The 25,676-nt window shown below is 59.6% G+C and carries 23 protein-coding genes; 17 read left to right on the forward strand and 6 right to left on the reverse strand.

Going from position 1 to position 25,676, the window contains the following annotated elements:
- Positions 1 to 19: 19 nt before the first annotated feature.
- Together ACERZ8_RS03990 and ACERZ8_RS03995 are read left to right on the forward strand one after the other, a co-directional pair.
- Positions 20 to 3,946, forward strand: a complete 3,927-nt coding sequence (locus ACERZ8_RS03990) for a hypothetical protein (protein ID WP_407590830.1) — start codon at positions 20 to 22, stop codon at positions 3,944 to 3,946.
- Positions 3,947 to 3,988: 42 nt separating this feature from the next.
- On the forward strand, positions 3,989 to 4,552 hold the full coding sequence (locus ACERZ8_RS03995; protein ID WP_407590831.1) for a hypothetical protein: 564 nt from the start codon (positions 3,989 to 3,991) through the stop codon (positions 4,550 to 4,552).
- A gap of 175 nt (positions 4,553 to 4,727) precedes the next feature.
- Here the strand turns inward: ACERZ8_RS03995 and ACERZ8_RS04000 are convergent, their stop codons facing one another.
- Positions 4,728 to 5,600: a MurR/RpiR family transcriptional regulator gene (locus ACERZ8_RS04000; RefSeq protein WP_407590832.1), complete on the reverse strand. Its 873-nt coding sequence runs from the start codon at positions 5,598 to 5,600 to the stop codon at positions 4,728 to 4,730.
- Between the two features lie 84 nt (positions 5,601 to 5,684).
- Here ACERZ8_RS04000 and ACERZ8_RS04005 point away from each other — a divergent pair, with 84 nt between their 5' ends.
- The 11 genes from ACERZ8_RS04005 to ACERZ8_RS04055 all read left to right on the forward strand — a co-directional run bounded on the left by ACERZ8_RS04005 (position 5,685) and on the right by ACERZ8_RS04055 (position 17,420).
- Complete coding sequence (locus tag ACERZ8_RS04005; protein WP_407590833.1) at positions 5,685 to 6,470, forward strand: N-formylglutamate amidohydrolase; 786 nt, start codon at positions 5,685 to 5,687, stop codon at positions 6,468 to 6,470.
- On the forward strand, positions 6,470 to 7,027 hold the full coding sequence (locus ACERZ8_RS04010) for a TRAP transporter small permease subunit (RefSeq protein WP_407590834.1): 558 nt from the start codon (positions 6,470 to 6,472) through the stop codon (positions 7,025 to 7,027). Before ACERZ8_RS04005 ends, ACERZ8_RS04010 begins: the two co-directional genes overlap by 1 nt.
- Entirely contained in the window at positions 7,027 to 8,352 is a 1,326-nt protein-coding gene (locus tag ACERZ8_RS04015; RefSeq protein WP_407590835.1) for a TRAP transporter large permease, read from the forward strand. Before ACERZ8_RS04010 ends, ACERZ8_RS04015 begins: the two co-directional genes overlap by 1 nt.
- Positions 8,353 to 8,399: 47 nt before the next feature.
- Entirely contained in the window at positions 8,400 to 9,437 is a 1,038-nt protein-coding gene (locus ACERZ8_RS04020) for a TRAP transporter substrate-binding protein (protein WP_407590836.1), read from the forward strand.
- 70 nt (positions 9,438 to 9,507) lie between these two features.
- Entirely contained in the window at positions 9,508 to 10,872 is a 1,365-nt protein-coding gene (locus tag ACERZ8_RS04025) for a glutamine synthetase family protein (RefSeq protein ID WP_407590837.1), read from the forward strand.
- 2 nt (positions 10,873 to 10,874) lie between these two features.
- Positions 10,875 to 12,242: an aldehyde dehydrogenase family protein gene (locus tag ACERZ8_RS04030; RefSeq protein WP_407590838.1), complete on the forward strand. Its 1,368-nt coding sequence runs from the start codon at positions 10,875 to 10,877 to the stop codon at positions 12,240 to 12,242.
- A 2-nt stretch (positions 12,243 to 12,244) separates the two neighbouring features.
- The gene (locus tag ACERZ8_RS04035) at positions 12,245 to 13,390 is read left to right on the forward strand and encodes an iron-containing alcohol dehydrogenase (protein WP_407590839.1); all 1,146 of its coding nucleotides are present in this window, start codon (positions 12,245 to 12,247) and stop codon (positions 13,388 to 13,390) included.
- Positions 13,391 to 13,478: 88 nt separating this feature from the next.
- Positions 13,479 to 14,540, forward strand: a complete 1,062-nt coding sequence (locus ACERZ8_RS04040) for an extracellular solute-binding protein (RefSeq protein WP_407590840.1) — start codon at positions 13,479 to 13,481, stop codon at positions 14,538 to 14,540.
- Between the two features lie 64 nt (positions 14,541 to 14,604).
- The gene (locus tag ACERZ8_RS04045) at positions 14,605 to 15,699 is read left to right on the forward strand and encodes an ABC transporter ATP-binding protein (protein WP_407590841.1); all 1,095 of its coding nucleotides are present in this window, start codon (positions 14,605 to 14,607) and stop codon (positions 15,697 to 15,699) included.
- A gap of 3 nt (positions 15,700 to 15,702) precedes the next feature.
- On the forward strand, positions 15,703 to 16,569 hold the full coding sequence (locus tag ACERZ8_RS04050) for an ABC transporter permease (protein WP_407590842.1): 867 nt from the start codon (positions 15,703 to 15,705) through the stop codon (positions 16,567 to 16,569).
- Entirely contained in the window at positions 16,566 to 17,420 is an 855-nt protein-coding gene (locus ACERZ8_RS04055; RefSeq protein ID WP_407590843.1) for an ABC transporter permease, read from the forward strand. The genes ACERZ8_RS04050 and ACERZ8_RS04055 overlap by 4 nt, the downstream gene beginning before the upstream one ends.
- Before the next feature lie 221 nt (positions 17,421 to 17,641).
- Here ACERZ8_RS04055 and ACERZ8_RS04060 read toward each other — a convergent pair whose 3' ends face one another.
- Positions 17,642 to 18,709, reverse strand: coding sequence for a sodium-dependent bicarbonate transport family permease (locus ACERZ8_RS04060; protein ID WP_407590845.1), 1,068 nt, complete (start codon positions 18,707 to 18,709; stop codon positions 17,642 to 17,644).
- Between the two features lie 96 nt (positions 18,710 to 18,805).
- Between ACERZ8_RS04060 and ACERZ8_RS04065 the strand changes: the two genes are divergently transcribed.
- From ACERZ8_RS04065 to ACERZ8_RS04075, 3 genes are all read left to right on the forward strand, one after another.
- Positions 18,806 to 19,666: a LysR family transcriptional regulator gene (locus ACERZ8_RS04065; RefSeq protein WP_407590846.1), complete on the forward strand. Its 861-nt coding sequence runs from the start codon at positions 18,806 to 18,808 to the stop codon at positions 19,664 to 19,666.
- Between the two features lie 108 nt (positions 19,667 to 19,774).
- A complete protein-coding gene (gene yghU / locus ACERZ8_RS04070) occupies positions 19,775 to 20,653 on the forward strand; it encodes a glutathione-dependent disulfide-bond oxidoreductase (protein ID WP_407590847.1) in 879 nt (292 codons plus the stop codon).
- A 63-nt stretch (positions 20,654 to 20,716) separates the two neighbouring features.
- Positions 20,717 to 21,199, forward strand: a complete 483-nt coding sequence (locus ACERZ8_RS04075) for an aggregation factor core (RefSeq protein WP_407590848.1) — start codon at positions 20,717 to 20,719, stop codon at positions 21,197 to 21,199.
- On the opposite strand, the gene ACERZ8_RS04080 is transcribed toward ACERZ8_RS04075, so the two are convergent.
- Entirely contained in the window at positions 21,196 to 22,818 is a 1,623-nt protein-coding gene (locus ACERZ8_RS04080; RefSeq protein WP_407590849.1) for an ABC transporter permease, read from the reverse strand. The genes ACERZ8_RS04075 and ACERZ8_RS04080 overlap by 4 nt on opposite strands.
- Before the next feature lie 184 nt (positions 22,819 to 23,002).
- Here ACERZ8_RS04080 and ACERZ8_RS04085 point away from each other — a divergent pair, with 184 nt between their 5' ends.
- Positions 23,003 to 23,365 (forward strand): DUF1428 domain-containing protein, encoded by a 363-nt coding sequence (locus ACERZ8_RS04085; protein WP_407590851.1) that lies wholly within the window; start codon positions 23,003 to 23,005, stop codon positions 23,363 to 23,365.
- Here ACERZ8_RS04085 and ACERZ8_RS04090 read toward each other — a convergent pair.
- The 3 genes from ACERZ8_RS04090 to ACERZ8_RS04100 are packed head-to-tail and all read right to left on the reverse strand — an operon-like array spanning position 23,362 to position 25,655.
- Entirely contained in the window at positions 23,362 to 24,540 is a 1,179-nt protein-coding gene (locus ACERZ8_RS04090; protein WP_407590853.1) for a phenylacetate--CoA ligase family protein, read from the reverse strand. The two genes, ACERZ8_RS04085 and ACERZ8_RS04090, sit on opposite strands and share 4 nt — an antisense overlap.
- A 3-nt stretch (positions 24,541 to 24,543) precedes the next feature.
- Positions 24,544 to 24,831 carry a DUF6958 family protein gene (locus tag ACERZ8_RS04095; protein WP_407590854.1) on the reverse strand — a complete coding sequence of 96 codons (288 nt, stop codon included), beginning with the start codon at positions 24,829 to 24,831 and terminating at the stop codon, positions 24,544 to 24,546.
- The gene (locus tag ACERZ8_RS04100) at positions 24,831 to 25,655 is read right to left on the reverse strand and encodes an ABC transporter ATP-binding protein (protein WP_407594151.1); all 825 of its coding nucleotides are present in this window, start codon (positions 25,653 to 25,655) and stop codon (positions 24,831 to 24,833) included. The genes ACERZ8_RS04095 and ACERZ8_RS04100 overlap by 1 nt, the downstream gene beginning before the upstream one ends.
- Between the last annotated feature and the right edge of the window lie 21 nt (positions 25,656 to 25,676).

The following is a 25,676-nucleotide window of genomic DNA, read 5'->3' on the forward strand; positions in this document are numbered from 1 at the left end:
GCTTAGAGAGGTGTGCGCCGTGGCCAAGAAGTCTCCGAAAGAACTCAAGGACGAGGGCGTAGCACTTGGTGCCCTGATCGCAAAAGCCCGCAAGAAACCGCATAACTTCGCCTTGGTCATCGCCAAGGATGAGGGTGTCGTTCTTGAGGCGGATCCGCGCAAGGCATCGGCGGTGATGTGGCGGCAGGCCAAGGCCAATGGCGGCACATCCAAAGGCACGATGGGTACCTTTTCGGTCAGGGGCAAACTGCTCGAATTTACCGTCGAAGGCGAAGACTCACCTCCAAAAGTGCTTCTCATGCAGACGAAAAAGCACCTCAAGGACAGAGGGTTGGCCTTTAAGGTCGCCTTTGTCATGCCGAGCGGTGAATCGATCTCAGATGATGGCGACGAAGACGACGAGGAACAACCGAAGGACATTGCCGAGGCAGACGCACCTGACGAACAAGAGGAAGACAAAAGCACGGATGATCGTGCTGAGGCACTGACAGCCAAGATCAAAGAACTGGCTGCCGGTGTCCAAAAGCTCGCCGCATCAAACCAGACAGCGGCGGCAAAAATGGCCGAGGGATTGAAACGCGCTTCGGATGCAGTGGCATCAGGCAATTATGGAGCTGCTGAATCAACAATCGCCAAGATCGAAAAGGCGCTGGGGGCTGCGAGTGCAGCAAGTGAAACGCCTGCCAAAGAAGATGCAGGTGGTCCTGGCCCTACGGTCCCGGACGTTGACACCGACGCCATGCGCGCCGCGGTCGAGAAAGCGTACAAGGACGTTGAAGGCAAGCTGGTCGAAATCAAACAGGCGGGCGGAACGGCCGTGTCCAAGAAGGCGGGACAACTCGAAGCCGCCTATGCCAATTTCCTCAAAAGCGACGATTTCCAGAAAGCGACGGGCCTGATCAATCTGGCCAAGACGTTTGTCGAAAAGGAATACGGAAAGCTGGAAAAATCTGCCTCCGGCTTCATGGATACCTTGTCGGAAATGGCATCTGATGCCGTTGAAACCGTCAAAGAGGTGGTATCGGATGTTGCCGAAGCGGCAGATGATTTTGTCGACAGTCTGACCGAGGATGGCCGCAAAAAGCTTGAACTTCAGAGGCTCGGTTATTCGGAGGAAGAGCAAGACAGCATTGTTGCGGCTCTCAAGACCGACCCCAATGCGGTGAAAAAAGCCAAGGAAAAGCTGGTTGATGAGGCCAACGTTCCCGATACCCAAAAGGCGGCCCTGAAAAAGCTCACAGAAAAGAACCCGAAGTCGTTTGAAGCGGCGATGAATACGCTCAAGGACCTTGAAGCCGACGGGCCGGTCGACGCCGGGCCGGAAAAGATCGCCGAAGGGAAGGCAGCGCTTGATACGGCGCAAAAGACCGAAGCCGAAAAGCTCGCCGTCTTCAATGTCGCAAACACCGCACTCAACGAGTTGAAGAGTGGCAACCCGGCACCGAATTCCGATTGGGCCAAGGGACTCGCCAAGGCAGACGCGGCAGAAAAAGCATGGAAAGACTTCAACGACGCGTTGCCTGATCCGGCCTCGATGACCGAAAGCGAGCGTAACGAAGCAATGCTCAAGGGCATGGAACTGGATCGACTGCGCAAGGAGGCCACGCAATCCGCCGAAGAGGCCAAGGCCCTTGACATCAAAGCGGCACAAGACGCTGCAGCGGCGGCCAAGGACAAGCATGACACCGCGAAAAAAGACACCGAAGCCGCCGCCGAAAGCCTCAAGAAGCAGGAAGCCAAGCAGGGAATTCTGAACGCGATCACCGTCGGGCCTTTGTCAGCCAATCACGGCGCACCCTTCGACGATGCGGTATCCGCCAAGTTTATCGAAGGCTTCCAAAAGGATCCCGGCCTGACCACAAAGGCCATCGAGTCAGCGACCGGCGCGCGTCATCCTGAGGCGGTGGCCAACGCCCTTGGCGGTATTGCCGACAAGCTGTCAGCCGGATTTGCCGACAAAGACGGCAAAACCTTGCCCGAAGGCGCAGACCCCCGTGCCTACGCCGAAAAGCTTATCCAAACCGGATCCTATTGTGGGCCGGAATACTTCGACAAATTGGATGCCTACATCGTGTCGGGCGCCCATCTTGAAGACTCAGGATTCAACGACGATCCGAACGACAAATCGAATGTCCGCGCACAAAAGCGCAGCGTTGCCACCGCGTCTGCGATGATCGACGGCGATGGCAACCTCGATGTCGAAAGCGAAGCCGCGCAAAAGGCTGTTGGCAATCTGTTGTTCCACCCGGATGCGATGGAACATCCGATGCCCACGATGAGCGACACCGCCCTGCGCACACTTGAGGAACTCAAGAAACCCAAAGCGGGCGAGATCATCAATGGAATGACCAAACCGACCGTTGGTGGTGGTGCCCAAGAACTTGTTGGGCGCGCCGTCGGTGTGACAGGTCCAGTCAGCGCGGATCAAGCCAAGACAGCGGTGCTGGCCACGATGCTGAAGTCGCTTGATCAGGGGCCGGTGGGGTCATGTTTTTCCACCGCGCCATCGCGCAATCTGCGCGAAGGGCAACCCTTGGTAGCGATGGAGAAATATGCCGAGATCGCTTCGACCGGCAAACTGACGACAGCCAAAGGGCCCAAAACCCCCGTCATCACGGAAACGCCCCCGGGCGAAGATCCGATCATGCGGTCTTTCGAATACACTTTGGCAACGGCCCTCGCGCGAAACGAAGCAAGCACGCAGTTTAATGCGATCAAAGGCCGTAACGAAGCCGGGGCAGCGGCGATCCGCGGTGATGTAGCCACTGCCATGGGCAAAGAAGAGCCCGAGGTCGGCAAGGACATTGCGAAAATCCTGCTTCAGATCCGCAGAGGATTTGAAATCCAGTATGATCCCAACGCCAAGCTCGATGGTGTTTCCGGCGACGGGCACTCGTCTCAGGGCCGCCATGTCCTCGTGGAAAAAGCGACCAAAACGGTGATCACATCGCGTGAAAAGTTCGTTGCGGCGGTCACACCCATGGTGCTCAAGGCCCTTGGCCTTGAAGCTGACAGCGATGCAGCCAAGGCGCTCAAGCCCAAGATCGAGGCAGAGTTTGTCGACGCGATGGTCACGACCAAACAGGTCACCAAACCTGATGGAACCACAGAAACCGTCGTTGACCGTGCGCCTTGGAAGATGGCGTCTGGTGGGCAAACAGGCGAGGCTGTCGAGCAGCTCTTTGGCGAGACGGACTACAACGTGGCTCTGGCGGAAAACTACGATTACAACGCAGACGGCGATCCAATCCCCAAGTCGAACACACGCGCCAAACAAGGGGCACGAACCGCCCAGGTTCTCGAAGATCTTGTCGGCACGTTCGGGGCCGATCCTGCAGATATGATAGTGATCCGGACTGTCGGCATTCATGGTTTCAACGCCATGCCCAATGATCCGTCCCTCAAACCCATCCTTGAGGGCGAGGGGACCGTCGAAGACCGGATCAAATCCACCTTGATTGACCCTGGCGCAAAGATTGCCAGCGACGACATGTCGGTCGAACAGACACAGCAATACTATGATGACAAGGTCGCAGCCTCGCGCAAACATGTTGAGCGTTGGATCAGCGAGGCGTCGACTCCGCATGAAAAACAACGGCTTGAGGGTTTTCTGGGTGATTTTGATACTGCCGCCAAAGACAACCGCCCCACCGAAGGCAAGACGCCGACGGAATTGGCCGATCTTATCAAAACCGTCCGCACAGCCGCCCATTTCTCAAAACCGGATGCCGGGCGGAATGCGATGGCCGCCGAACTGATAACAGATTTGGGCGCGCCAGAAGTGGTGATTGCTGATACCAACTGGGGAGACAGCACGTACCACGTCTACATTGTGGCCGCGCCCGATCCGATGTCTGGCGAAGTCATCTTGTGGAAAAAGTATGACCCCCTGGCACACGCAAGGTTCTCGAACCAAAATGGATCGATGCCTCCTGGGCAAGCATGATACCGAAGCCTTGAGCTGAAAAAAACGGAAGGACATGAGCCAATGTCAGAATATACCGATTTGATGGAATTCAGCGTGACGGCGCAGGGGGAATGGGTCGTTTTGATTGGCACCCAAGAGGCCCGCACGATTGCCGATGTGATGGCTCTGGCACCCAATGCCTCGCCGATGAACTGGGCCGACATTCTCAACGAACTTGCACATGGCGGTGATTTTGAGGTGATCGAAGACCCCGCTGCCTTTCGTGCGCAGTACGAGGCGACCCTGTCCGACGAAGACCCCGAAAAGGGCTGGAGCCAGGATGCGATGCGGTTGCGTGACTTTGGGATTCCCGATTTTGATGAGATCACCGTGCCGAAAATCAATGGCGGAACCTTGGTCTATTTTGTCCGCGATGTTTACACGGGCCTGCCCTACCGCGCGGAAATTCAACTTGGCGATGTCGGCGCAGAGCCCACCTACGCGCCACTCGACCTCAAACCCACACCAGAACCGGCAGCTTATGTTCCGCCAGTGATGGAAGTGCCGGGGGAGGAAGACGACGACGCGCGCCTCATCGGCGAACCTGCGTCTGTGCCTGACGAACCGACCGGCGACGAACGTTGAGTTGAAGTCAAAGGTGGTGGTGCAAGCGGCAAACGTGAGTGGACGGCAGCCTGTCAGACCCCAACCAAACGATCATTCACACTTTGAACAAAGCGTTACAAGCAGGTGCATCTGACCTGTTCAAGCACGCCGACGGCAAGCCGCCGGGGCGACAAGCAGACCCTGCGCCGCCACGTCACGTGAACTTCCGAAACAGCTTGGTCTGGTCGAACATCTCTTCCAGCCCTTCGATCCGGGCCTTCGTCTCGGGCCAGTTGAGTGTCTGGATAGACGAAATCATCGTCTCAAGCAGAAGCATGATGGTTGTGGCAGAATCCCATGCAGACGGCACAACGATCCGGTTGCTCAGGCAAACCGTCGCCAGTTGATGCACAGGCGAGCGCCATTGGTCCGTCATCAGCACGATCTTGGCGCCCCGTTGATGGGCAAGCTCGGCCAGCTTCAGCGTGTTGTTTTCATATCGCCGCACGTCGAAAATGACGAAAACGTCCCCCTCCTTGGCGTTCAGCAGGTAATGCGGCCATGTGTTCGAGGTCGTCTGTACATGTGTCACATCAGGCCGGATCACCTGCATGTGCAGGAACAGGTATTCGGCCAGCGTGTGGGTGATACGACCGCCTACGATATAAAGGTGACGACCCTGATCAGCCATCAGATCGCAGGCGTGGTCAAAGGCGTCCGGGTCAATTTGCCCAAGCGTGAGGCGTATGTTGTCGATGACGGCATCGGTGAAGCGGTTGAGGATATGGCCCGACGGCGCCGCCTCTGCCCATGTGTCATGTTTGGCAATGGGCGTTTTGACCTTCGCCTTCAGTTCCTCGCGCAGCGCGGCCTGAAATTCGGGATAGCCTTTGTAGCCCAGCTTTTGAACCATGCGGGCGACGGTGGGCACGGACACGGCCGCATCCTTGGCCAGTGCCGTCAGCGGGCCAAGGCCGGATGCCGGGTAGTTTTCAAGAACGGATTGCGCCAACTGCCGCTCCGCACGTGTCAGCACATCAAGCATTTCGTGGATGCGGTCTGAAATCGTTTGTGTCGCGTCTGCCATCGCTGCCTCCATCTTGTTCGCAAATATAACAGAGCAATTCGGCTTGTGAAAATTATCTCACAATTGTGTTGACATCGCGGTGTCATGGCAACCACCTTATCGGCAGGGGTGGCTGTGATCTTGCATCAGGATGATTCAAATATTGTAGAGGTTTCGCGCCGCAATGGCCGCTCTCCGATTGTCCTCGTCTGTGAACATGCCAGTGCGCACATTCCTGCGGACTTGAAGGATTTGGGGGTCAGCGCCGCCGCGCGCCGCAGTCATGTGGCGTGGGATCCGGGCGCGATGGCGGTGGCCCGGGCGATGTCGCAAACCCTTGATGCGACCCTTGTGTCCTCAACGATCTCCCGCCTCGTTTATGACTGCAATCGCCCGCCCGAGGCACCAGATGCGATACCTGTGCGCAGTGAGGCCTATGATGTGCCCGGCAATCGCGGCCTGACTAACGCAGACAGACGGGCACGGGTGGCACGTTACTACGCGCCGTTTCGCGACAGGCTGGCGTCAGAGATTGCCCGCCGCACCGACCCCATCATCGTGACGATCCACAGCTTCACCCCGGTCTACAACGGCCAGACGCGCGAGGTCGAGATCGGGATTTTGCACGACAGCGACAGCCGCCTTGCCGATGCCATGCTGCGCAATGCCCCGCGTCGCGACGTGCGCCGCAACGCCCCCTACGGACCCAAAGACGGCGTGACCCACACGCTGAAAGAACATGGCCTGAAACATGGGCATCTGAATGTGATGATCGAGGTGCGCAACGATCTGATTGCTGATGACGCATCGCAAAAGACCATGGCGCAGATGCTGACGGATTGGATGGGCCGCGCGCTGCAAGACGTGGGGGCGGACGCTTGCAAAGGGTGATGCGGGGATTCATTCGCGGCGTCGACGCTGTGAACCATCGGCTGGGCCGGGTCGTGATGTACGGGATTTTCGTACTCATGGGGATTCTGCTGTGGTCCTCAATCAGCAAGACGTTCTTTGTGCCGACCCTCTGGACGCTGGAAATGGCCCAGTTCGTGATGGTCGGCTACTATATTCTGGGCGGTCCTTATTCGCTGCAACTGGGCTCGAATGTGCGGATGGATCTGCTTTATGGCGACTGGTCGGTGCGGCGCAAAGCGTGGTTTGACGCGATCACCGTCCTGTTCCTGATCTTTTATCTTTGCGTCCTGCTCTACGGGGCCGTCAGTTCGACGGCCTACTCGCTGGGTTACTGGAAAGACGCACCATTCTCGTTTCTGGCCGGTGTCGTGATCGGCACCGAAGAGGTCGGGACGCTGGAACGCTCCCCTTCTTCGTGGCGCCCTTACATGTGGCCGATCAAGATCGTGATGATCGTGGGTTTCATCCTGATGCTGCTGCAATGCGTGTCGGAGCTGTTCAAGGACATCCTGCGCCTCAAAGGGGCTGAAATCTGATGTCCTACGAGTTGATCGCAACCCTCATGTTTTCGACCATGATGCTGATGCTGCTGACCGGGCAGCGGGTGTTTGGCGCGATTGGCTTTGTGGCCGTGGTCGCCGCGCTCTTGTTGTGGGGTGACAGGGGCGGGTTCGACATCGGCTTTGCCGCCGCGATGAAGCTGATGAAATGGTATCCGCTGCTGACCCTGCCGATGTTCATTTTCATGGGCTACGTGCTGAGCGAATCCAAGATCGCAGACGACCTCTACAAGATGTTCCATGTCTGGATGGGGGGCCTGCGCGGCGGGCTGGCCATCGGGACGATTGGGCTGATGGTGCTGATTTCGGCGATGAACGGCCTCAGCGTTGCGGGCATGGCCATCGGGGCAACCATCGCACTGCCTGAGTTGCTGAAACGCGGATACGACAAACGCATGGTGACAGGCGTCATTCAGGCGGGATCGTCCCTTGGAATTCTGGTGCCGCCATCCGTGGTGCTGGTGCTGTATGCGATGATCGCGCGCCAACCGGTGGGGCAGCTTTGGCTGGCCGGGGTTGTTCCAGGTCTGATGATGGCGGGGCTGTTTATCCTCTATATCGTTGTGCGCTGCTGGAAAAATCCGGCGTTGGGGCCTGCGCTCAACGCAGAAGAACGCGACTTGCCCATGGCAGAAAAACTGCGGCTGTTGCGGGCGGGCCTGCTGCCACTGGTGATCTTTGCAGTGATGATGGTGCCGTTTGTGAACGGCTGGACGTCGCTGGTCGAAAGCTCGGCCATCGGGGCGATCACGGCGTTCATGGCGGCTGTGCTCAAGGGGCGCATGACGCGCGAGGTATTCGAAAACTCGGTCCGCAACACACTGGGCATCACCTGCATGTTCATGTGGATCATCCTCGCCGCGCTTGCATTCGGCGCGGTGTTCGACGGCCTCGGTGCCGTCAAAGCCATCGAAAGCCTGTTTACCGAACGGCTTGGCCTGAACCCGTGGGTGATCCTGATCCTGATGCAGCTTTCGTTTATCCTGATGGGCACGTTCCTGGACGACACCGCAATGCTGGTCATCGTCGCCCCGCTTTACGTGCCGCTGGTCGGCGCGCTGGGATTCGATCTGATATGGTACGGCATTCTTTACACGATCACCTGCCAGATCGCCTATATGACGCCGCCTTTCGGCTACAACCTGTTCCTGATGCGGGCCATGGCCCCGCCAGAGATCAGCATACAGGACATCTACCGATCCATCGGGCCATTTGTGCTGGTGATGGTCGGGGCGCTGATCCTCGTGATGGTGTTCCCGCAACTGGCCCTGTGGCTGCCCAATTATGTTTACGGAAACTAAAACAAAGAACTCCGCCAACGGAGCTTAACCCAAACAAGGAGAGTATTATGACCACGAGACGTAATTTCATCAAAAAGGCGGGCCTTGCCGGTGCCGCGACGTTGGCGGCACCTTCGATTGCCCGCGCGCAAGACGCGATCAAATGGCGCTTTCAGACCTATGCCGGGTCTGCATTGGGCGAACATGTGACCAAACCGGTCATCGACTACATCAACACCGCCGCCAATGGCGAGCTGGAGGTCGAGTTGTTCTATGCCGACCAGATTGTGCCCACAGGAGAGCTGTTCCAGGCCTTGCAGCGCGGCACCATTGACGGCGTCCATTCTGACGACGACTCAATGGCGTCCCCTACCCCGCTGCAGCAGTTCGGCGGGTATTTCCCCTTCGCGACCAAGCATATCCTCGACGTGCCTGTGCTGTTCAATCAGTACGGCCTCAAGGAAATCTGGGAAGAGGAATATGCCAAGGTTGGTGTCAAATGGCTGTCGGCTGCCGGGCAGGACCCCTGCAACTTCAACACCACCAAAGAGATCACCAGCGTTGCCGATCTGGATGGTCTGCGCCTTTATACCTTCCCCACGGCGGGCCGGTTCCTGTCGAAATTCGGCGTCGTGCCGGTGAACATCCCATACGAGGATGCCGAAGTGGCCGTGCAGACGGGCGAATTGGACGGCATGGCATGGTCCGGCATCACCGAGGATTACACCGTCGGCTGGGCGGATGTGACCGACTACTTCCTGACCAACAACATCTCGGGTGCGTGGATCGGGTCGTGGTTCGTGAACGAGGAACGCTGGGCTGACCTGCCCGATCACCTCAAGGCGATCGTGATGGCCGCGACCGAGGCCGGTCACACCTATCGCAACCAGTGGTACTGGGGCGGTGAAGCGGCATTGCGCGCCAATGGCGACAAGCTGCAATTGCGCTCTGTCCCGGCCGCCGAATGGGCCGAGGTCGAAAATGCGGCCAAAGAGTTCTGGGAAGAAGTCGCCCAGGAAGGTGAAGTGCACCAGAAGATCGTCAACATCTTCAAAGAGTACAACGCCGTCATCAACCAGGCCGGCGCCCCTTACAACTTCGAGTAAGGCCGCGCAAAACACTCACGGTCACCCCGCGTATTGCGGGGTGGCCATCATACGAAAAAGGACACGCACCATGGCCGGAAACATGACCTTTGAGGCCCTCAAAGCCGCCGTGAAAGACGGGACAATCGACACCGTCCTGACCTGTTTCCCGGACATGCAGGGCCGTCTGATGGGCAAGCGGTTTCACGCGGTGAATTTCGTGAAAACGTCATTCAAGGAAACCCATTGCTGCAACTACCTGCTGGCCACAGATCTGGAAATGGCAACACCGGATGGCTATGCCGCCACCAGTTGGCAAAGCGGCTATGGGGACTACATCATGGCCCCCGACCTGACCACGATCCGCAGATTGCCGTGGCTCGAAGGGACGGCGATGGTGTTGTGCGACATCCTTGATCATCACTCCCATGAACCCGTGCCCCATTCCCCCCGTCAAATGCTGAAAAAGCAGGTGGCGCGGCTGAAGGCGCTGGGCTTTGACGCGATGATGGCGACAGAACTGGAATTCTTTCTGTTCGCGCAGTCCTTCGACGATATCCGCAAAGGCGGCTTTCGCGACATGCAGCCGATCAGCGGCTACAACGAAGATTACCACATCTTCCAGACCACCAAGGAAGAAGGCGTGATGCGCCCGATCCGCAATCACCTGTTCGACGCAGGGCTGCCCGTCGAAAACTCCAAAGGTGAGGCCGAAACCGGGCAGGAAGAGCTGAACATTCGCTACGCCGACGCCCTCGATTGCGCCGATCACCACACGATTGCAAAGAATGCAATCAAGGAAATCGCATGGCAGCACGGCCATGCCGCGACGTTCCTGCCAAAGTGGCATCATGACAAAGTGGGCAGTTCCTCACATGTGCACCAATCGCTGTGGAAAGACGACGCGCCCGCGTTCCATGATACTGATGGCGACCTCGGCATGTCGGACCTGATGCGGCATTACATGGCCGGGCTGATCGCCTATGCCCCTGATTACACGTTCTTTCTGGCCCCCTACATCAACAGCTACAAACGCTTTGCCAAAGGCACCTTTGCCCCGACCAAGACGGTATGGTCCGTCGACAACCGCACTGCCGGTTTCCGTCTGTGTGGCGATGGCACCAAGGGCATTCGCGTGGAATGTCGCATCGGCGGCTCTGACTTGAACCCCTATCTGGCGCAGGCCGCAATGCTGGCCGCGGGGATCAAGGGGATCGAAGACAAGATGGACCTCGCCCCACCGACAAAGGGCGACGTTTATGAAGATGCCAAGGCGCAGGACATCCCGCAAACCTTGCGGGCGGCGACAGAAACGCTGCGCAACTCCGCATTCCTGCGCGAAGCGATGGGGGATGATGTGATCGCCCACTACACCCGCTGTGCGGAATGGGAGCAGGAAGAATTTGATCGCGTGGTGACCGACTGGGAAATCGCACGCGGCTTTGAAAGGGCCTGAAGATGATCCGATGCATATCTCCGATTGACGGGTCGGTTTACGCCGAACGCGCCGTTATGTCCGCCCAACACGCCAAGGCCGCTGTGGCACGCGCGCAGGCGGCGCAGTCCGCGTGGGCCACGCGCCCCCTCGCAGAACGGATTGCACTGGTGCAGGCCGGTGTCGCCAATGTCGGCGCGATGAATGACGACATCGTGCCGGAACTGGCCCACCAGATGGGCCGCCCCATTCGCTACGGCGGTGAGTTTGGCGGCTTCAACGAACGCGCGACCTACATGGCCGACATCGCGCAAGACGCCCTGGCCGATATCGTGATCGAAGACAGTGATGCCTTTCGCCGCGTGATCAAACGGGTGCCGCATGGTGTCGTCTTGGTCGTCGCCCCGTGGAATTACCCCTACATGACCGCGATCAACACGGTGGCTCCGGCCCTGATTGCGGGCAATGCCGTGATGCTGAAACATGCCAGCCAAACCCCGCTGGTGGGTGAAAGGATGGCGCAGGCCTTTCATGCCGCAGGTATCCCCGAGGACGTGTTCCAGAACGTGTTTCTGGACCACCAGACCACCTCTGATCTGATTGCGGCCAAATCCTTTGGCTTTGTGAACTTCACCGGATCGGTCGGCGGCGGTCAGGCAATGGAACGGGCCGCCGCAGGTACCTTTACCGGTGTCGGTTTGGAACTGGGCGGCAAAGATCCCGGCTATGTCTGTGACGACGCAGATATTGACGCAGCGGCCGACACGCTGATCGACGGGGCGATGTTCAATTCCGGCCAATGCTGCTGCGGCATTGAACGGATTTACGTGGCACAGCAGCACTTTGATGCGTTCGTTGAAAAGGCCGTGGCGATTGTCAGCGCCTACAAGCTGGGCAATCCGCTGGACAAGGACACGACGCTTGGGCCCATGGCGCATGTCCGCTTTGCCGATGAGGTGCGCGCGCAGATTGCCGAAGCGGTGGCGGACGGGGCAAAGGCCCATATCGCAACCTTCGCCGAGGATGACGGCGGTGCCTATCTGACCCCCCAGATCCTGACAGACGTCAGCCACGACATGCGCGTGATGCGCGACGAAAGCTTTGGCCCCGTGGTGGGCATCATGCCCGTCAAGGACGATGCAGAGGCGATTGCCCTGATGAATGACAGCCACTTTGGGCTGACCGCTTCGGTCTGGACCAATGACGTGGCCCGCGCCGAGGCGATTGCCGATCAGATCGAAACCGGGACGGTGTTCATGAACCGGGCCGACTACCTCGACCCCGGCCTTTGCTGGACCGGGTGCAAAGACACCGGGCGCGGCGGGGGCCTGTCGCTGATCGGCTATCACAACCTGACCCGCCCGAAATCATATCACCTCAAGAAAGCCTGAACATGTCGCTGACTGCCAATTGGTCCTATCCGACCGCCATTCGTTTCGGGGCGGGTCGCATTTCGGAAATAGCGGATGCCTGCCAAGCCGCCGGTATCAAAAAGCCTCTGCTGATCACGGATCGCGGCCTGGCCGACATGGCCATCACCACACAGACGCTGGATTTGCTTGAGGCTGCAGGCCTTGGTCGCGCGATCTTTGCGGATGTGGACCCAAACCCAAACGAAAAGAACGCCGCCGCTGGCGTGCAGGCCTACAAAGACGGCGGCCACGATGGTGTTGTGGCCTTTGGTGGCGGCTCGGGACTTGATCTGGGCAAACTGGTCGCGTTTCTGGCCGGGCAAACGCGGCCCCTGTGGGATTTCGAAGATATCGGCGATTGGTGGACCCGCGCGGATGCGGACGCCATCGCACCCATTGTCGCTGTCCCCACAACTGCTGGAACGGGATCAGAGGTGGGGCGCGCATCTGTCATCACGAACTCGGAAACCGAAGAGAAAAAGATCATCTTTCACCCCAAAGTCCTGCCAACCGTCGTGATCTGCGACCCGGAACTGACAGTCGGCATGCCCAAGTTCATCACCGCTGGCACGGGGCTCGATGCATTCGCTCATTGTGTCGAGGCGTACTGTTCTCCGCATTATCACCCGATGTCGCAGGGCATGGCGCTGGAAGGGATGCGGTTGGTCAAGGACTACCTGCCGCGCGCCTATGCGGATGGGACGGACATCGAGGCGCGCGCGCATATGATGTCGGCGGCAGCGATGGGGGCAACAGCATTCCAAAAGGGCCTTGGCGCAATTCACGCCCTGTCCCATCCCATCGGGGCGATCTATCACACGCACCATGGCACGACGAACGCCGTGTGCATGCCAGCCGTGCTGCAATTTAACAAACCGGCCATTACTGGCGTGATTTCACAGGCCGCTGACTACCTCGGGATCAAGGGCGGGTTTGACGGGTTTTGCGCTTATGTGGACGACCTCAATGCGTCGCTTGGCATACCAAAAACGCTGACCGACCTGGGTGTGACCGACCCCGACATCGACCGCATCGTTGCGGGCGCATTGCGCGACCCCAGCACCGGCGGCAACCCGGTCGAGATGACCGAGGACAACACGCGGGCCTTGCTGCAGGCGTGTCTCTGATGCGGGCAGAAAAAGAGAAATGACTTAAAAGCGTTACCGATATCCGTTCTAAAACAACCAAAGCGAAACCAAAAAAGGGAGAAAGACCATGAAAACTTCAATCGTCTCTACACTGGCCGTGATCGCGGCACTCAGCGCACATGGGGCACAGGCAGACACGCTGCGCCTGCTGACATGGGGTGGCTACGCCCCCGAAGAGGTGATCGCGATGTTTGAGGCCGAAACCGGCCACACCGTCGAAGTCACCACCTCCAACAACGAGGAAATGATTGCCAAACTGCGCGCCACCAACGGCGGCGGTTTTGATCTGGCCCAACCCAGCCAGGACCGGATCGCCAGCGCTCAGGAAGAGTTCGGGATCTACAAGCCCATCGATATGACAAAGGTGAACGCGGATCAGTTCATCCCGTCGATGCTGGTCGCAACGGCCACGAACACCACCTATGACGGCGAAATCTACGGCCTGCCGCACGTTTGGGGCACCAGCGGCCTTGTGGTGAACACGGCCATGGCGGGCGATGTGACCGACTACACCGATCTGTGCGATGCGTCCGTGGCGGGCAAAGTGTCCTACCGCCTCAAGCGCCCGACCCTGATCGGGTTTGCCTATTCCATGGGCCTTGATCCGTTCGCGGCGTACAGCGACCCCGACGCCTACCAGGGCATTCTGGACCAGGTCGAAGCCAAGCTGACCGAATGCAAACCCAACGTGAAGACCTATTGGGATGGCGGTGACGAGATCAAGAACCTGCTGCGCTCGGGCGAGGTCGTCGCCTCGATGGCCTGGGACACAGGGGGCTGGCAGCTCAACGCGGATAATCCCGACATCACCTTTGTCGCACCAGAGGCCGGGGCACTCGGTTGGATCGACACGTTTGTTCTGCCCGCGCGCGGCCGTGCCGATGACGCCGCCTATGACTGGATCAACTTTGTGATGCGGCCCGAGATTGCGGCGATGATCACCAACACGGCCGGGAACTTCACCGCCGCCGTGGACGGTGATGCAGGCGTCAGCGCAGACCTCAAAGCGCGCTATCAGGGCAGCTTTGATCAGGCCGCGATTGACAACATCAAGTGGTATCCGCCCGTGCCCGCCGGTCTGGAAACTCTCGAAGGCGCAACGCTCGACCGGATCAACGCCGCGAACTAAACCGAATTGAAACCACCATAAAGGGCGCCGCACGGTGCCCTTTATCACCTTGCGAGGGTGCCACGTGTCCGACCCCCATCCCGATCTTGTTTGCAGCGATCTGACCAAGGACTTCGACGCATTTCGCGCCGTCAATCACGTCAGCTTTGAGGTGCCACAGGGCTCGTTCTTTTCGATCCTCGGCCCGTCCGGCTGTGGCAAGACCACGCTGCTGCGCATGATCGCAGGCTTTCAGGAACCCACCAGCGGCGATCTGCGGATCAAGGGCAAGTCGATGATTGGCGTGCCCCCCAACAAACGACCCGTGTCGATGGTGTTTCAGCACCTCGCCCTCTTCCCGACCATGAACATCGGCGACAACGTCGGCTTTGGCCTGCGCCAGCGCGGTGTCGGCAAATCAGAGATCAAGACGCGTGTGGAACAGGTGCTTGACCGCGTCGGCCTGCCGGGCGTGTCCGAACGGCGGATCGACCAGATCTCCGGCGGGCAAAAGCAGCGGGTGGCGATTGCGCGCTGCATGGTGCTGGAACCGGACGTGCTGCTCTTGGACGAACCGCTGGGTGCGCTCGATCTGAAGCTGCGCGAACATATGAAGGTCGAGCTGAAGTCGCTGCAGGCCGCATTCAACACAACCTTTGTCTACATCACGCACGACCAGTCCGAAGCGCTGGTGATGAGCGACAATATCGCCGTGATGAACCACGGCCAGTTCGAACAGATCGGCACCCCGCATGAGGTTTATCATGCCCCAAGCACCGCCTTTGTCGCGGGTTTTGTCGGGGATGCAAACAGGATCGACGGAAAAGTCGCCGCACTGAACGGCACAGCGCTGACACTGACATCAGACGGTGGCACAGAGATGAAAATCGACGCACAGGCCAAGGCTCTGAGCGTCGGACAACGCGCACAAGTCTATCTGCGGCCCGAAGCCATCGAACTGGTCACCTCGGGCGACGGTGTGAACGTGTCGGGCGGTGTGATTGACTCCGTCCTGTTCAACGGGGCCAACAGCAGCGTGACGGTCAAGGATCAATCCGGCAGCCTGCTCAAAGTCGCCCTACCCCAAACCGGGGCCTTCGCAACTTTGCGCAAGGGCGACAAGGTCTTCACCCGCTGGGACCCCAGGCAGGCGCGCTGTTATCCCGTGGCGGGGGCCTGAGCGATGCAGTCTGACGCCTCTCGCCTTGGCTTCTACCTGCTGCTGGCCCCGATCCTGCTGTGGCTGGTGGTGCTGATCATCCTGCCCCATATCGGGCTGTTCGTCGTCTCGATCAGTGAAAAGATCGGGCCGCGTGACTACGAGACTGGCTTTGGCAACTATGCCGCCTTTTTCACAGAGCCGCTCTATTGGCGGACCTTTGCGCGCACGGCGACCATGTCGATCCTGGCAACAGCCCTGACGCTAATCCTCGGCTTTCCCATCGCCTATCACATTGCGAAACTGACGCGGGGCCGGACCAAGACGACGCTTTTCCTGATGTGCATGATCCCGTTCTGGGTCTCTGAACTGGTGCGCACCTTTGGCTGGATGATCCTGCTGCGGGAAACCGGAGTGATCTCGAACCTGCTGCAGTCTCTCGGCCTCGTCGATGGGCCGGTCGAAATGCTGTATAACGATGCGGCCATCATGGTGGGCCTCGTTTACACGTCGATCCTGTTCATGGTCGTGCCACTGGTCACCACACTCGACAGCCTTGACGACAGCCTGATCGAGGCGGGCTATGATCTGGGCGGCACCAGCATGGCCGTCATGCGCGAGATCGTGATACCCCACGCGATGCCCGGAATCGTTTCGGGCTGTATCGTGGTTTTCATGCTGTCCTTGGGGAACTACCTGACGCCGATCCTGTTGGGCGGCAAGGACAGCCTGTGGTTCACCGGCATGATCTACACCCAGTTCATCACCCGGTTTAACTGGGAACTTGGATCAGCCTTCGGGTTCCTGCTGCTGGCGCTGTCATCGCTGGTTGTGTTCGCGGGCCTCAAGCTGTCGCGCCAGTCGCTGACGAACACGATGGGGCGCTCATGATCCCCACCGTCCCCCAACCCGCTTTCGCCAAATGGTGCTATCGCGCCTATGTGACCGCGTTCTTCATCTATCTCGCCCTGCCGCTGACGGTTGTCTGCGTCTTTGCGTTCAACAACAGCGTCTTTCCGTCACTGCCGTGGGAGGGGTTCACCCTCGCGTGGTTCTTCGGCACCGACGCCCCGTTCATCGGGGTGTTCCACGAACGCGCGATCATTCGCTCCATCGGCACATCGGCCTTTGTCGCGGCATGGGTGTCGGGCCTTGCCGTGGCGGTGGGCACCTGCAACGCCTTCCTGTTCGTGCGGCATGATTTCCGGGGCAAGGCGCTGCTTTATGTGTTGATGCTGCTGCCCCTGATCATCCCCGGCGTGATCCTCGGGATTTCGATCCTCGTGTTTTCCAGCGCCATCGCCAACACGCTCGAAGATGCGACCGGCTTGTGGTTCGACGGATTGCGACCCGGCCTGATCCTCGTCATTCTCGGCCAGTTTTCGTTCATCACGACCTTTGCCACCCTGGTGATCTCGGCGCGTCTGCAAAAGTTTGACCCCAGCCTGGAGGAAGCCGCGCTGAACCTTGGTGCCAGCAAATGGGGCGCGATCCGTCAGATCACCCTGCCCTTCCTGCTGCCCGCCATCGTCGCATCCGCAGTCGTGGCAACATTGATGAGCTTTGAGAATTTCAACACGACGCTCATGTTGGTGGGATCGGATTCGCCGCTGACGATCACGATGTTCGACAAGCTCAAACAGGGCTCGACACCAGTGCTGAATGCGGTGTCCTTGCTGTTGATCATGGTGTCAGCAGCGCTTGGGATTTTGTCGTTACTGTTCCAGTCGGGAAAGCGGTAGAAGGGCGGCAAGGCCGTCGTTGGTACCGGAAGGCGCACCAGACAGCGTGGGTTCAAAGCGATCCTTCGGCGCGCATTATCACGGCCCCCCTCTCACAGACAAAAGGACACGTCGCAGCGACGTGTCCCTCAAATCCTTACAAATGGTTAATCCGCCTCTGTAAGCCCTTGAAATGTCTAGGCCCGCCCGATGTCCCAGCGTGGGACACCGGGCGGACCGCTTCACAAACCGATGAAATGATCCGCAAGCGCCATGAAGACAGGGATGCTCAGGATCGCCACCGGAGTGCCAAGGCCCGTCGAAGTGCCCACATAGGCCGAAGGGTTGGCATCCGGCAGCGCAGCCCGCATGGTCGGCGGGCCCGAGATGTCCGAGCTGGACGCCGCCATCACCGCCAGCAGCACCACACCACCGCCCGAGAAACCGGTCAGGTGATGGGCGATCAGCCCCACACCAAAGCCGAGAGCGCCGTGCACGACCGGAGCCGCCAACCCATATAGCAGGTAGGCATGAGCCACGCCGCGCAACTCGGACAGCCGCGACCACGCCTCCATCCCCATGATCAGCATCAGGATCGACAACAGCCCCCGGAACAGCGGCTCGTAAAAGCTGTCATAGACACTCTCGGGCCGCGCAAAGAGGCCAAGCGCGAGACCGAGCAGCAGGGCCGAGATCGCAGGGCTGCGCACGGTATCCGTCAGGATGCCGCGCACAAGGCCGGGTTCGACTGCGTCACCCATACCACCGCCCCCGGACCCGCCGCCCATAACCATGGTGCCGCCCTGCGCCGAGGCCGAGGCCGCCTTGCGTGCAGCCGCCAGCCGCGCCAACACGATGGCCGTGACCAATGCTGCTACATCCATGAAGGGGTAAAGCGCGCCGATAAAGCCTTCATAGGCGACGTTCGCATCATCCAGCATCGCCATGCCGGCAGCCAGGGTCGAGGCGGACACGGCACCAAACAAGCCTGCCGTCGCCATGCCGTCCATTTGCGAGACGCCTTTCAACCGCCCCAGCGTGACGCGCCCCAGCAAGACGATGGCGATCCCGACGGCCGCCGCCAGCAACGCGGGCACGGCCAGTTCGACGAAATTCGCCTCGCGCACCGAGATGCCCGCTCCGATACCGACTTTGAGCAGCAGCAGGATCACGATGAACTTGTAGACCGGCTCCGGCACTTCCAGCTTGCTGCCAAGGGCCGCAATCATCATGCCGCCGATCAGAAAAGCCAGCGTGGGTTTTTGCATTTGTTCTACGATGGTCGTGCCGATGCTGAGGATAATGTCCATGGCCTACGCCTCCTTGTTCCTGAAGTGCGAGATAGCGCAGGGCTCAGTAACTAAAAAATAGATGTTTTGTCATTTTACGTTCTATAAAATAGAACGATGGATCAATTGAACTACCACCACCTGCGCTATTTCCGCGCCGTCGCCCATGAAGGTAACCTGACCCGCGCGGCCGAGCGGTTGAACCTGTCCCAATCAGCCCTGTCGACGCAGATCAAAGCGCTGGAGGCACGGCTGGGCCACGATCTGTTTGACCGTGTCGGGCGGCAACTGGTGCTGACCGAGGTGGGCCGCATCGCACTGGACCACGCTGACCGCATCTTTGGCACCGGGCGAGAGTTGATGGAGACGTTGTCGCGCACGTCCGGCACGGTGCCCCCTTTGCGCATCGGGGCGTTGTCGACCTTGTCACGCAACTTTCAGATGCAGTTCCTGCGCCCTGTTTTGGCCAACCCGGCCCTCGACCTTGTCCTCAAATCCGGCAGTGCCGAACAATTGCTGGCTGATCTGTCCGACCTGGCGTTGGATGTTGTGCTGACAACGGATGCCCCACGCAGCGCCGCAGGGCAGGACTTCATCGCGCATCAACTGGCGGAAACCGCTGTGGGCTTGCACGGCGTGCCCGCGCGGATGCACCACAAGACCCTTCGCGACCTGCTGGCACATGAACCTGTGATCGTGCCGACCGAAAGCGCCATTCGCACCGGGTTCAACAGCCTCACCGCGCGGCTGGGCGTGCAGCCGCGCATACTTGCGGATGTGGACGACATGGCCATGGTCCGGCTGTTGGCAAACAGTGGGGCAGGTCTGGCGCTGGCGCCCCCCATCGTCCTCAAGGACGAAATCGCGTCCAAAACCTTGGTCACCGCGCCTTTCGATCTGGGCATGACCGACCGTTTCTTTGCGATCACAAAGCGGCGCAGTTTTGCCCATCCGATGCTTGAAACGCTGTTGCCCTGAACCCCAGGCACAGACCACTCTGCCGCGATGCACAGACCTGCCCATTGCACATGCCCACCTTTGGCATAGGTTTCAGCCCAACATGACGCATCCGAAAGGCCCTGAAAAATGAGCGATACGACCTACACGCCCCCCGCCAAATGGACATGGGACAAGGAGTCAGGCGGCACCTTCGCCTCGACCAACCGCCCCGTCGCTGGCGCGATGAAAGACAAGGAATTGCCCATTGGGAAACACCCCTTCCAGCTTTATTCACTGGGCACGCCCAACGGTGTCAAAGTCACCATTCTATTCGAGGAATTGCTGGCCGCCGGCGTCAAGGAGGCCGAATATGACGCGTGGCTGATCAAGATCGGGGACGGCGATCAGTTCGATTCAGGGTTTGTCGCGGCGAACCCGAATTCCAAGATTCCGGCCCTCATGGATCATTCCGGTGACACGCCTTTGCGTGTCTTTGAATCCGGATCGATCCTGATCCATCTGGCGGAAAAGTTCGGAATGTTCCTACCCAGCGAAGGCCCCGCGCGCACCGAAGTGATGAACTGGCTGATGTGGCAAATGGGATCTGCGCCCTTCCTTGGGGGCGGCTTTGGCCACTTTTATGCCTATGCGCCCGAGAAGTACGAATATCCCATCAACCGCTACGCGATGGAGACAAAGCGACAGCTTGACGTTCTGAACCGCGAACTGGCGACACGGCCCTATATCGCAGGTGATGACTATACGATTGCCGATATGGCGATCTGGCCGTGGTACGGACAATTGTGCCTTGGGCGGCTATATTCGGCTGGGGAGTTCCTGGACGTCGAAAGCTATACTAATGTCGTGGCCTGGGCGAAAAAGATCGATGCACGCCCTGCGACACTGCGCGGCCGCATGGTCAACCGCACCTCGGGCGAACCGGAATTGCAGTTGCACGAACGCCATGACGCATCTGATTTCGACACACAGACGCAGGACAAGATTGGGACTGAAAGCGCGGACTGATCTGCAAAGTTGCCGATCCCGGGTGGCAGGCTACGTGATGGTGCGAAACCAAAGGATATAGCTATGCGTATTGCCGCCCTCCTCTCTGCATTTTGTGTGGCCAGCCCTGCGCTGGCCGCCGATCTGACCGTCACCTTCCGTGATGGCGCACCCAGGGACAGATTCACACTGTCATATGACGGTTCGTGCGCAGCCCCTGCGATGCAGGTCGATATCGATCTTGGGACAGCGCCTGCTGGCCTGATCTTTGACATCACTGGTGCGGGGGCCGGGGTGGAGGTGTTCCAGCCGCTTGAATGGGTGGTGGGCACGGCGCGCACATCTGCATTGAGCGATGGCGACACTGTTGTCAGCCTCGAACTCGACACGCTGGCACCGGGCGAAACGCTCGCCTTCACGGTCGATATCGATGACACGACCAGCACCCGCCAGATCACGGTCGATGGGTCTGAAATGAAGGGCGCAACGCTGCGCGCGGGCGGGCAGGAGGCGATGTTTGACGCCACTGGCACGGCGCGCGTCGCATTGCCACCCTGCCTGTCCTAACGGCGTCCCACCTGACGGCAGATCAGGATGACAGGCAGCAGGCCGACGGCAACGATCACAAGGCTGGGCACTGCCGCCCCGTCCAGCCGTTCGTCTGACGCAAGGCGATAGGCCTGAACCGCAAGCGTATCAAAATTGAACGGGCGCATGATCAGCGTGGCTGGCAATTCCTTCATCACATCCACGAACACGATCAGCAGGGCCGTCAGCAGGCTTGGCGTGAGGATCGGCAGGTGTATCCGGCGCAGCGTGGCAAACGGGCCCTTGCCCAGTGACCGGCTGGCTGCATCCATATTGGCGTGCACACGCGCCTGCCCGCCCTCGTAAGCCCCCAGCGCCGCTGCCAGAAACCGCACCATGTAGGCAAAGACCAGCAGCCAGATCGACCCTGTGATCAGCAGCCCCGTCGAGATATCAAAGGTGGCCCGCATCCACGCATCCAGCGCATTGTCAAAGGCCGCAAAAGGCACCAGCAACCCCACCGCAATCACCCCGCCCGGCACCGCATAGCCCAGACGCGCCACATAGGTGGCCGCCGCCGATATGCGCCCAGGCTGGGTGCGCTGGAAGAACCCAAGAACAATCGCTGCAACCAGCGTGAGCAGAGCCGCCAGCGACGCAAGCATCAGTGAATTGCGCACGAACCCGACATAACGTGGGCTGAACAGATCCTGACCCGACCCAATGCCAAGACTGAGCAGGGCAATCACGGGAATGACCGCTCCAAACAACACAGGCACGCCGCACAGCGTCATTGCCGCCACAGCCTGCCAGCCTTTGAGGTCGATGGGCGGGTGTTCCTTTTGTCCGCGGCTTGGATCATGGTACTTGGCCCGCCCTCGCTGTTTGCGCTCCAGCATTGCCAACAACAGCGCGAAGGACAAAAGACACAGCGCCAACTGCGCCGCACCCGCACGGTCCGCCAGTGAAAACCAACTGGTGTAGATGCCGGTGGCAAAGGTTTGTACGCCGAAATAGGCCACTGTTCCGAAATCCGCGATCGTCTCCATCACGGCCAGCAAGACACCGGCGGCAATGGCGGGGCGGGCAAGCGGCAGACTGACCCGCCAGAACGCCGCCCATGGGCGCGAGCCAAGTGCACGTGCGGCCATAAAGGTCGATCCGCTCTGTTGCAGGAAAGACGCGCGGGCCAGCAGGTACACATATGGATAAAGCACAAGCACCAGCATGGCCGCCGCCCCGCCAAGGCTGCGGATTTCCGGAAACCAGTAGTCGCGTGGCCCCCAGCCCATCACCGCCCGCAACGTCGTCTGCACGATGCCCGGGTGATCGAGGACATGAGTGTAGCCATAGGCAAGCACATAGGCGGGGAAGGCCAGCGGGATGACCAGTGCAATTTCCAGCGTTTTCACACCGGGAAAGCGCGTCATCGTCACCAGCCACGCCGCCCCGACGCCGACGGCAAACGTCCCAAGCGACACCAGCGCGACCAGAAGAACTGTGTTGGCGATGTAGCGCCCCAGGACACTGCTGGCTAAATGGGCCACCGTGTCCGTGCCACCCGACAGCGCCGCAATGACCACGGCCAGCATCGGCAACAGGCAGATGCCAGCCACCAGAAGGGCCGTCCAGGACAGCAACCGGGGCGTGGTGCGCATGCGTGGAACTGCAGGGGAGAGTGACACGTCAGGACGTCCTTGGATCAACGCCTGTGCTTATCTTACGTTTTCGCTCGGGTTTCCAGCCCCGCATCCCCGACCGGTCAAAGTCTTGACGGTTTTGGTAACCCCATGACACCTTTGAACCCTCTGAACATTTCAATTCAGCAGGAAAGGATATCCCTTGGCCTATATCGACATGTTCGTCGCGCCCATTGCCCCCGGCAACAAAGAGGCGTTCACCAAATTCTCAAAAATCTGCCACGAGGTGCTGATCGACTGCGGTGCGCTTTCGGTTCTCGACGCGTGGGACGATGATGTACCCGAAGGTGACATCACATCCTTTCGTAAGGCGGTGCAGGCAAGTGCGGACGAGGTTGTGACCGCCGGTTGGATCATCTGGCCGGACAAGGCCACCCGTGACACAGGCATGGAAAAGATGATGAGCGATCCGCGCATGAACGACGCCAACCCGATGCCCTTTGATGGGAAACGGATGATCTTTGGCGGGTTCAACCCGATTGTCGAAACGCCTGCGCAAGCCTAGTCGTAGCTGCGCTGATCCTCGATGACGAGGCCATCCTTGGGCAAGCTGCCGGGGGTGTGGATTTCAACGGTGCCCTTGAGTTTCAGCGTATCGGCGACGCTGCTGGCATAAGCATTTGCATCGCTGTTTGTGCTTTCCAGTTGCACCACCATCGCATCCTGTTGCCCATCGCGTTGCGCGATGACCCGGGCGCGCGTGACTTCGGGATGTTTAGCGACAAGCGCTGCGACCTGTTCGGGACGCACGAACATGCCCTTGATCTTGGTTGTCTGATCTGCGCGTCCCATCCAGCCTTTGATGCGCATGTTCGTACGGCCACACGGGCTTTGACCCGCCATAACCGCACTCATGTCGCCCGTGGCAAATCGGATCAGGGGATAGTCGGGGTTCAGGGATGTCACGATGACTTCGCCAACCTCTCCTTCGGCGACAGGGTCGGCCGTGCCGGGGGTCACGATTTCGACAATCACGCCTTCATCAACGATCATGCCTTCAAGGGCGGGCGTTTCGTAGGCGATATTGCCCAGATCAGCGGTGGCATAGGATTGCATGCAGGTGATGCCGCGATCCGCATATTCCTGACGCAAAGAAGGGAACAGCGCACCCCCACCCACGGCCGCCTTGGAGAATTTGAGGGTCACGCCCATCTCATCCGCCTTGTCGAGGATGACCTTGAGGTAGTCAGGCGTGCCCGCATAGGCCGTCGTGCCGATGTCACGTGCCGCCGTGACCTGCAATTCGGTCTGGCCGGTGCCGGCAGGCAGCACTGCAGCACCCACAGCCCGCGCACCGGATTCAAATATCATGCCCGCAGGGGTCAAATGATAGCCAAAGCAGTTCTGCACGATGTCATCGGCCCCGATCCCCACCGCATGCAGAAAACGGCCCATGCGCCACCAGTCGTCGCTGATGCCGCCGGGTTCATAGATGGGGCCAGGGGATTGAAAGACGTGCGCGACGTTGAGCACGGGAAACCCGCCGAACGGCGGCGCTTCGGCCTGTCGGGCCGCCAGTTCGGATTTGCGCAGCACCGGCAGATTGGCCAGTTCCGCCAAATCCGTCACCGCGGCCACACCATGCGTTGCCAACTGGGCGTTGAGACCCACGAGCTGCGCCGCCGCGCGTTCATCCGCACTGCGGGTTTCGAGATCGTCATAAAAACGCGTGTTGGACATCGTTCATACCGCCCTGATCTGTTGTGGTCCCCGTGTGTCGAGGCGTTCAATCTCGCCCCGCACTTCGAGTTCCAGTTTTACCGTCACCACATGCCACCCGAGCTTGCCAAGCTTTGCAAGGGTGTCCGCATCCAGCCTGTCAGCAACCTCTTCGTTCAGGTGCTTGTACAACATCGGCCCGTCACCGAGCGCATCAAGGATCGCCGCGCGCACCGCATCGAATTTCCATGCCGGAATATTGGTGACCCCGGTGCGCCCCGCAGCAGGGGTGCGGCAGGTCACCTTCTCCATCAGCTCAGCCAGCGCTTGCGCCGACGATAGCTGCGCACATCACGGAAGGACTTGCGGCCCTCATCGGACATACCGAGGTAGAATTCCTTGACGTCCGGGTTCTCGCGCAACTCGGCTGCGGGGCCGTCCATGACCACACGGCCCGATTCCAGAATATAACCGTAATGTGCAAAGCGCAGGGCGACGTTGGTGTTCTGCTCGGCCAGCAGGAATGTCACGCCCTCATTCTCATTCACCGATTTCACGATCTCAAAAATCTGTTCAACAAGTTGCGGGGCCAGACCCATGCTTGGTTCATCCAGCAGGATCGTTTCGGGGCGCGACATCAGCGCGCGGCCAATTGCCGTCATCTGTTGTTCGCCCCCGGATGTGTAACCCGCCTGGGATTTGCGCCGCTCGCGCAGGCGGGGGAAATAGTCATAAACCATCTCAAGGTCGGCGGCGATCGCACCCTTGCCATCGGCACGGGTATAGGCGCCGGTCATCAGGTTTTCCTCGACCGTGAGGTGTTCGAAACAATGCCGCCCCTCCATCACCTGCACGACACCGCGCTTGACCAGATCGGCTGGGTCGGCATGGGCGGTGTTTTCGCCGTGATACAGGATCGAGCCTTTGGTCACCTCACCGCGTTCGGACGCAAGCAGGCCTGAAATGGCCTTGAGAGTCGTCGTTTTGCCCGCACCGTTGCCACCCAGCAGGGCAGTGATGCCGCCTTTGGGGACCTTCAGGCTCACGCCCTTCAACACAAGGATCACGTGGTTGTAGATCACCTCGATATTGCTGACCTCAAGAACCGTTTCAGTCTTGGATTCGGCGTCCAGCATGGCGGGCATTCCTGTCATTCC

The sequence above is a fragment of the Tateyamaria armeniaca genome, assembly GCF_045797845.1.
Classification (GTDB): domain Bacteria; phylum Pseudomonadota; class Alphaproteobacteria; order Rhodobacterales; family Rhodobacteraceae; genus Tateyamaria; species Tateyamaria armeniaca.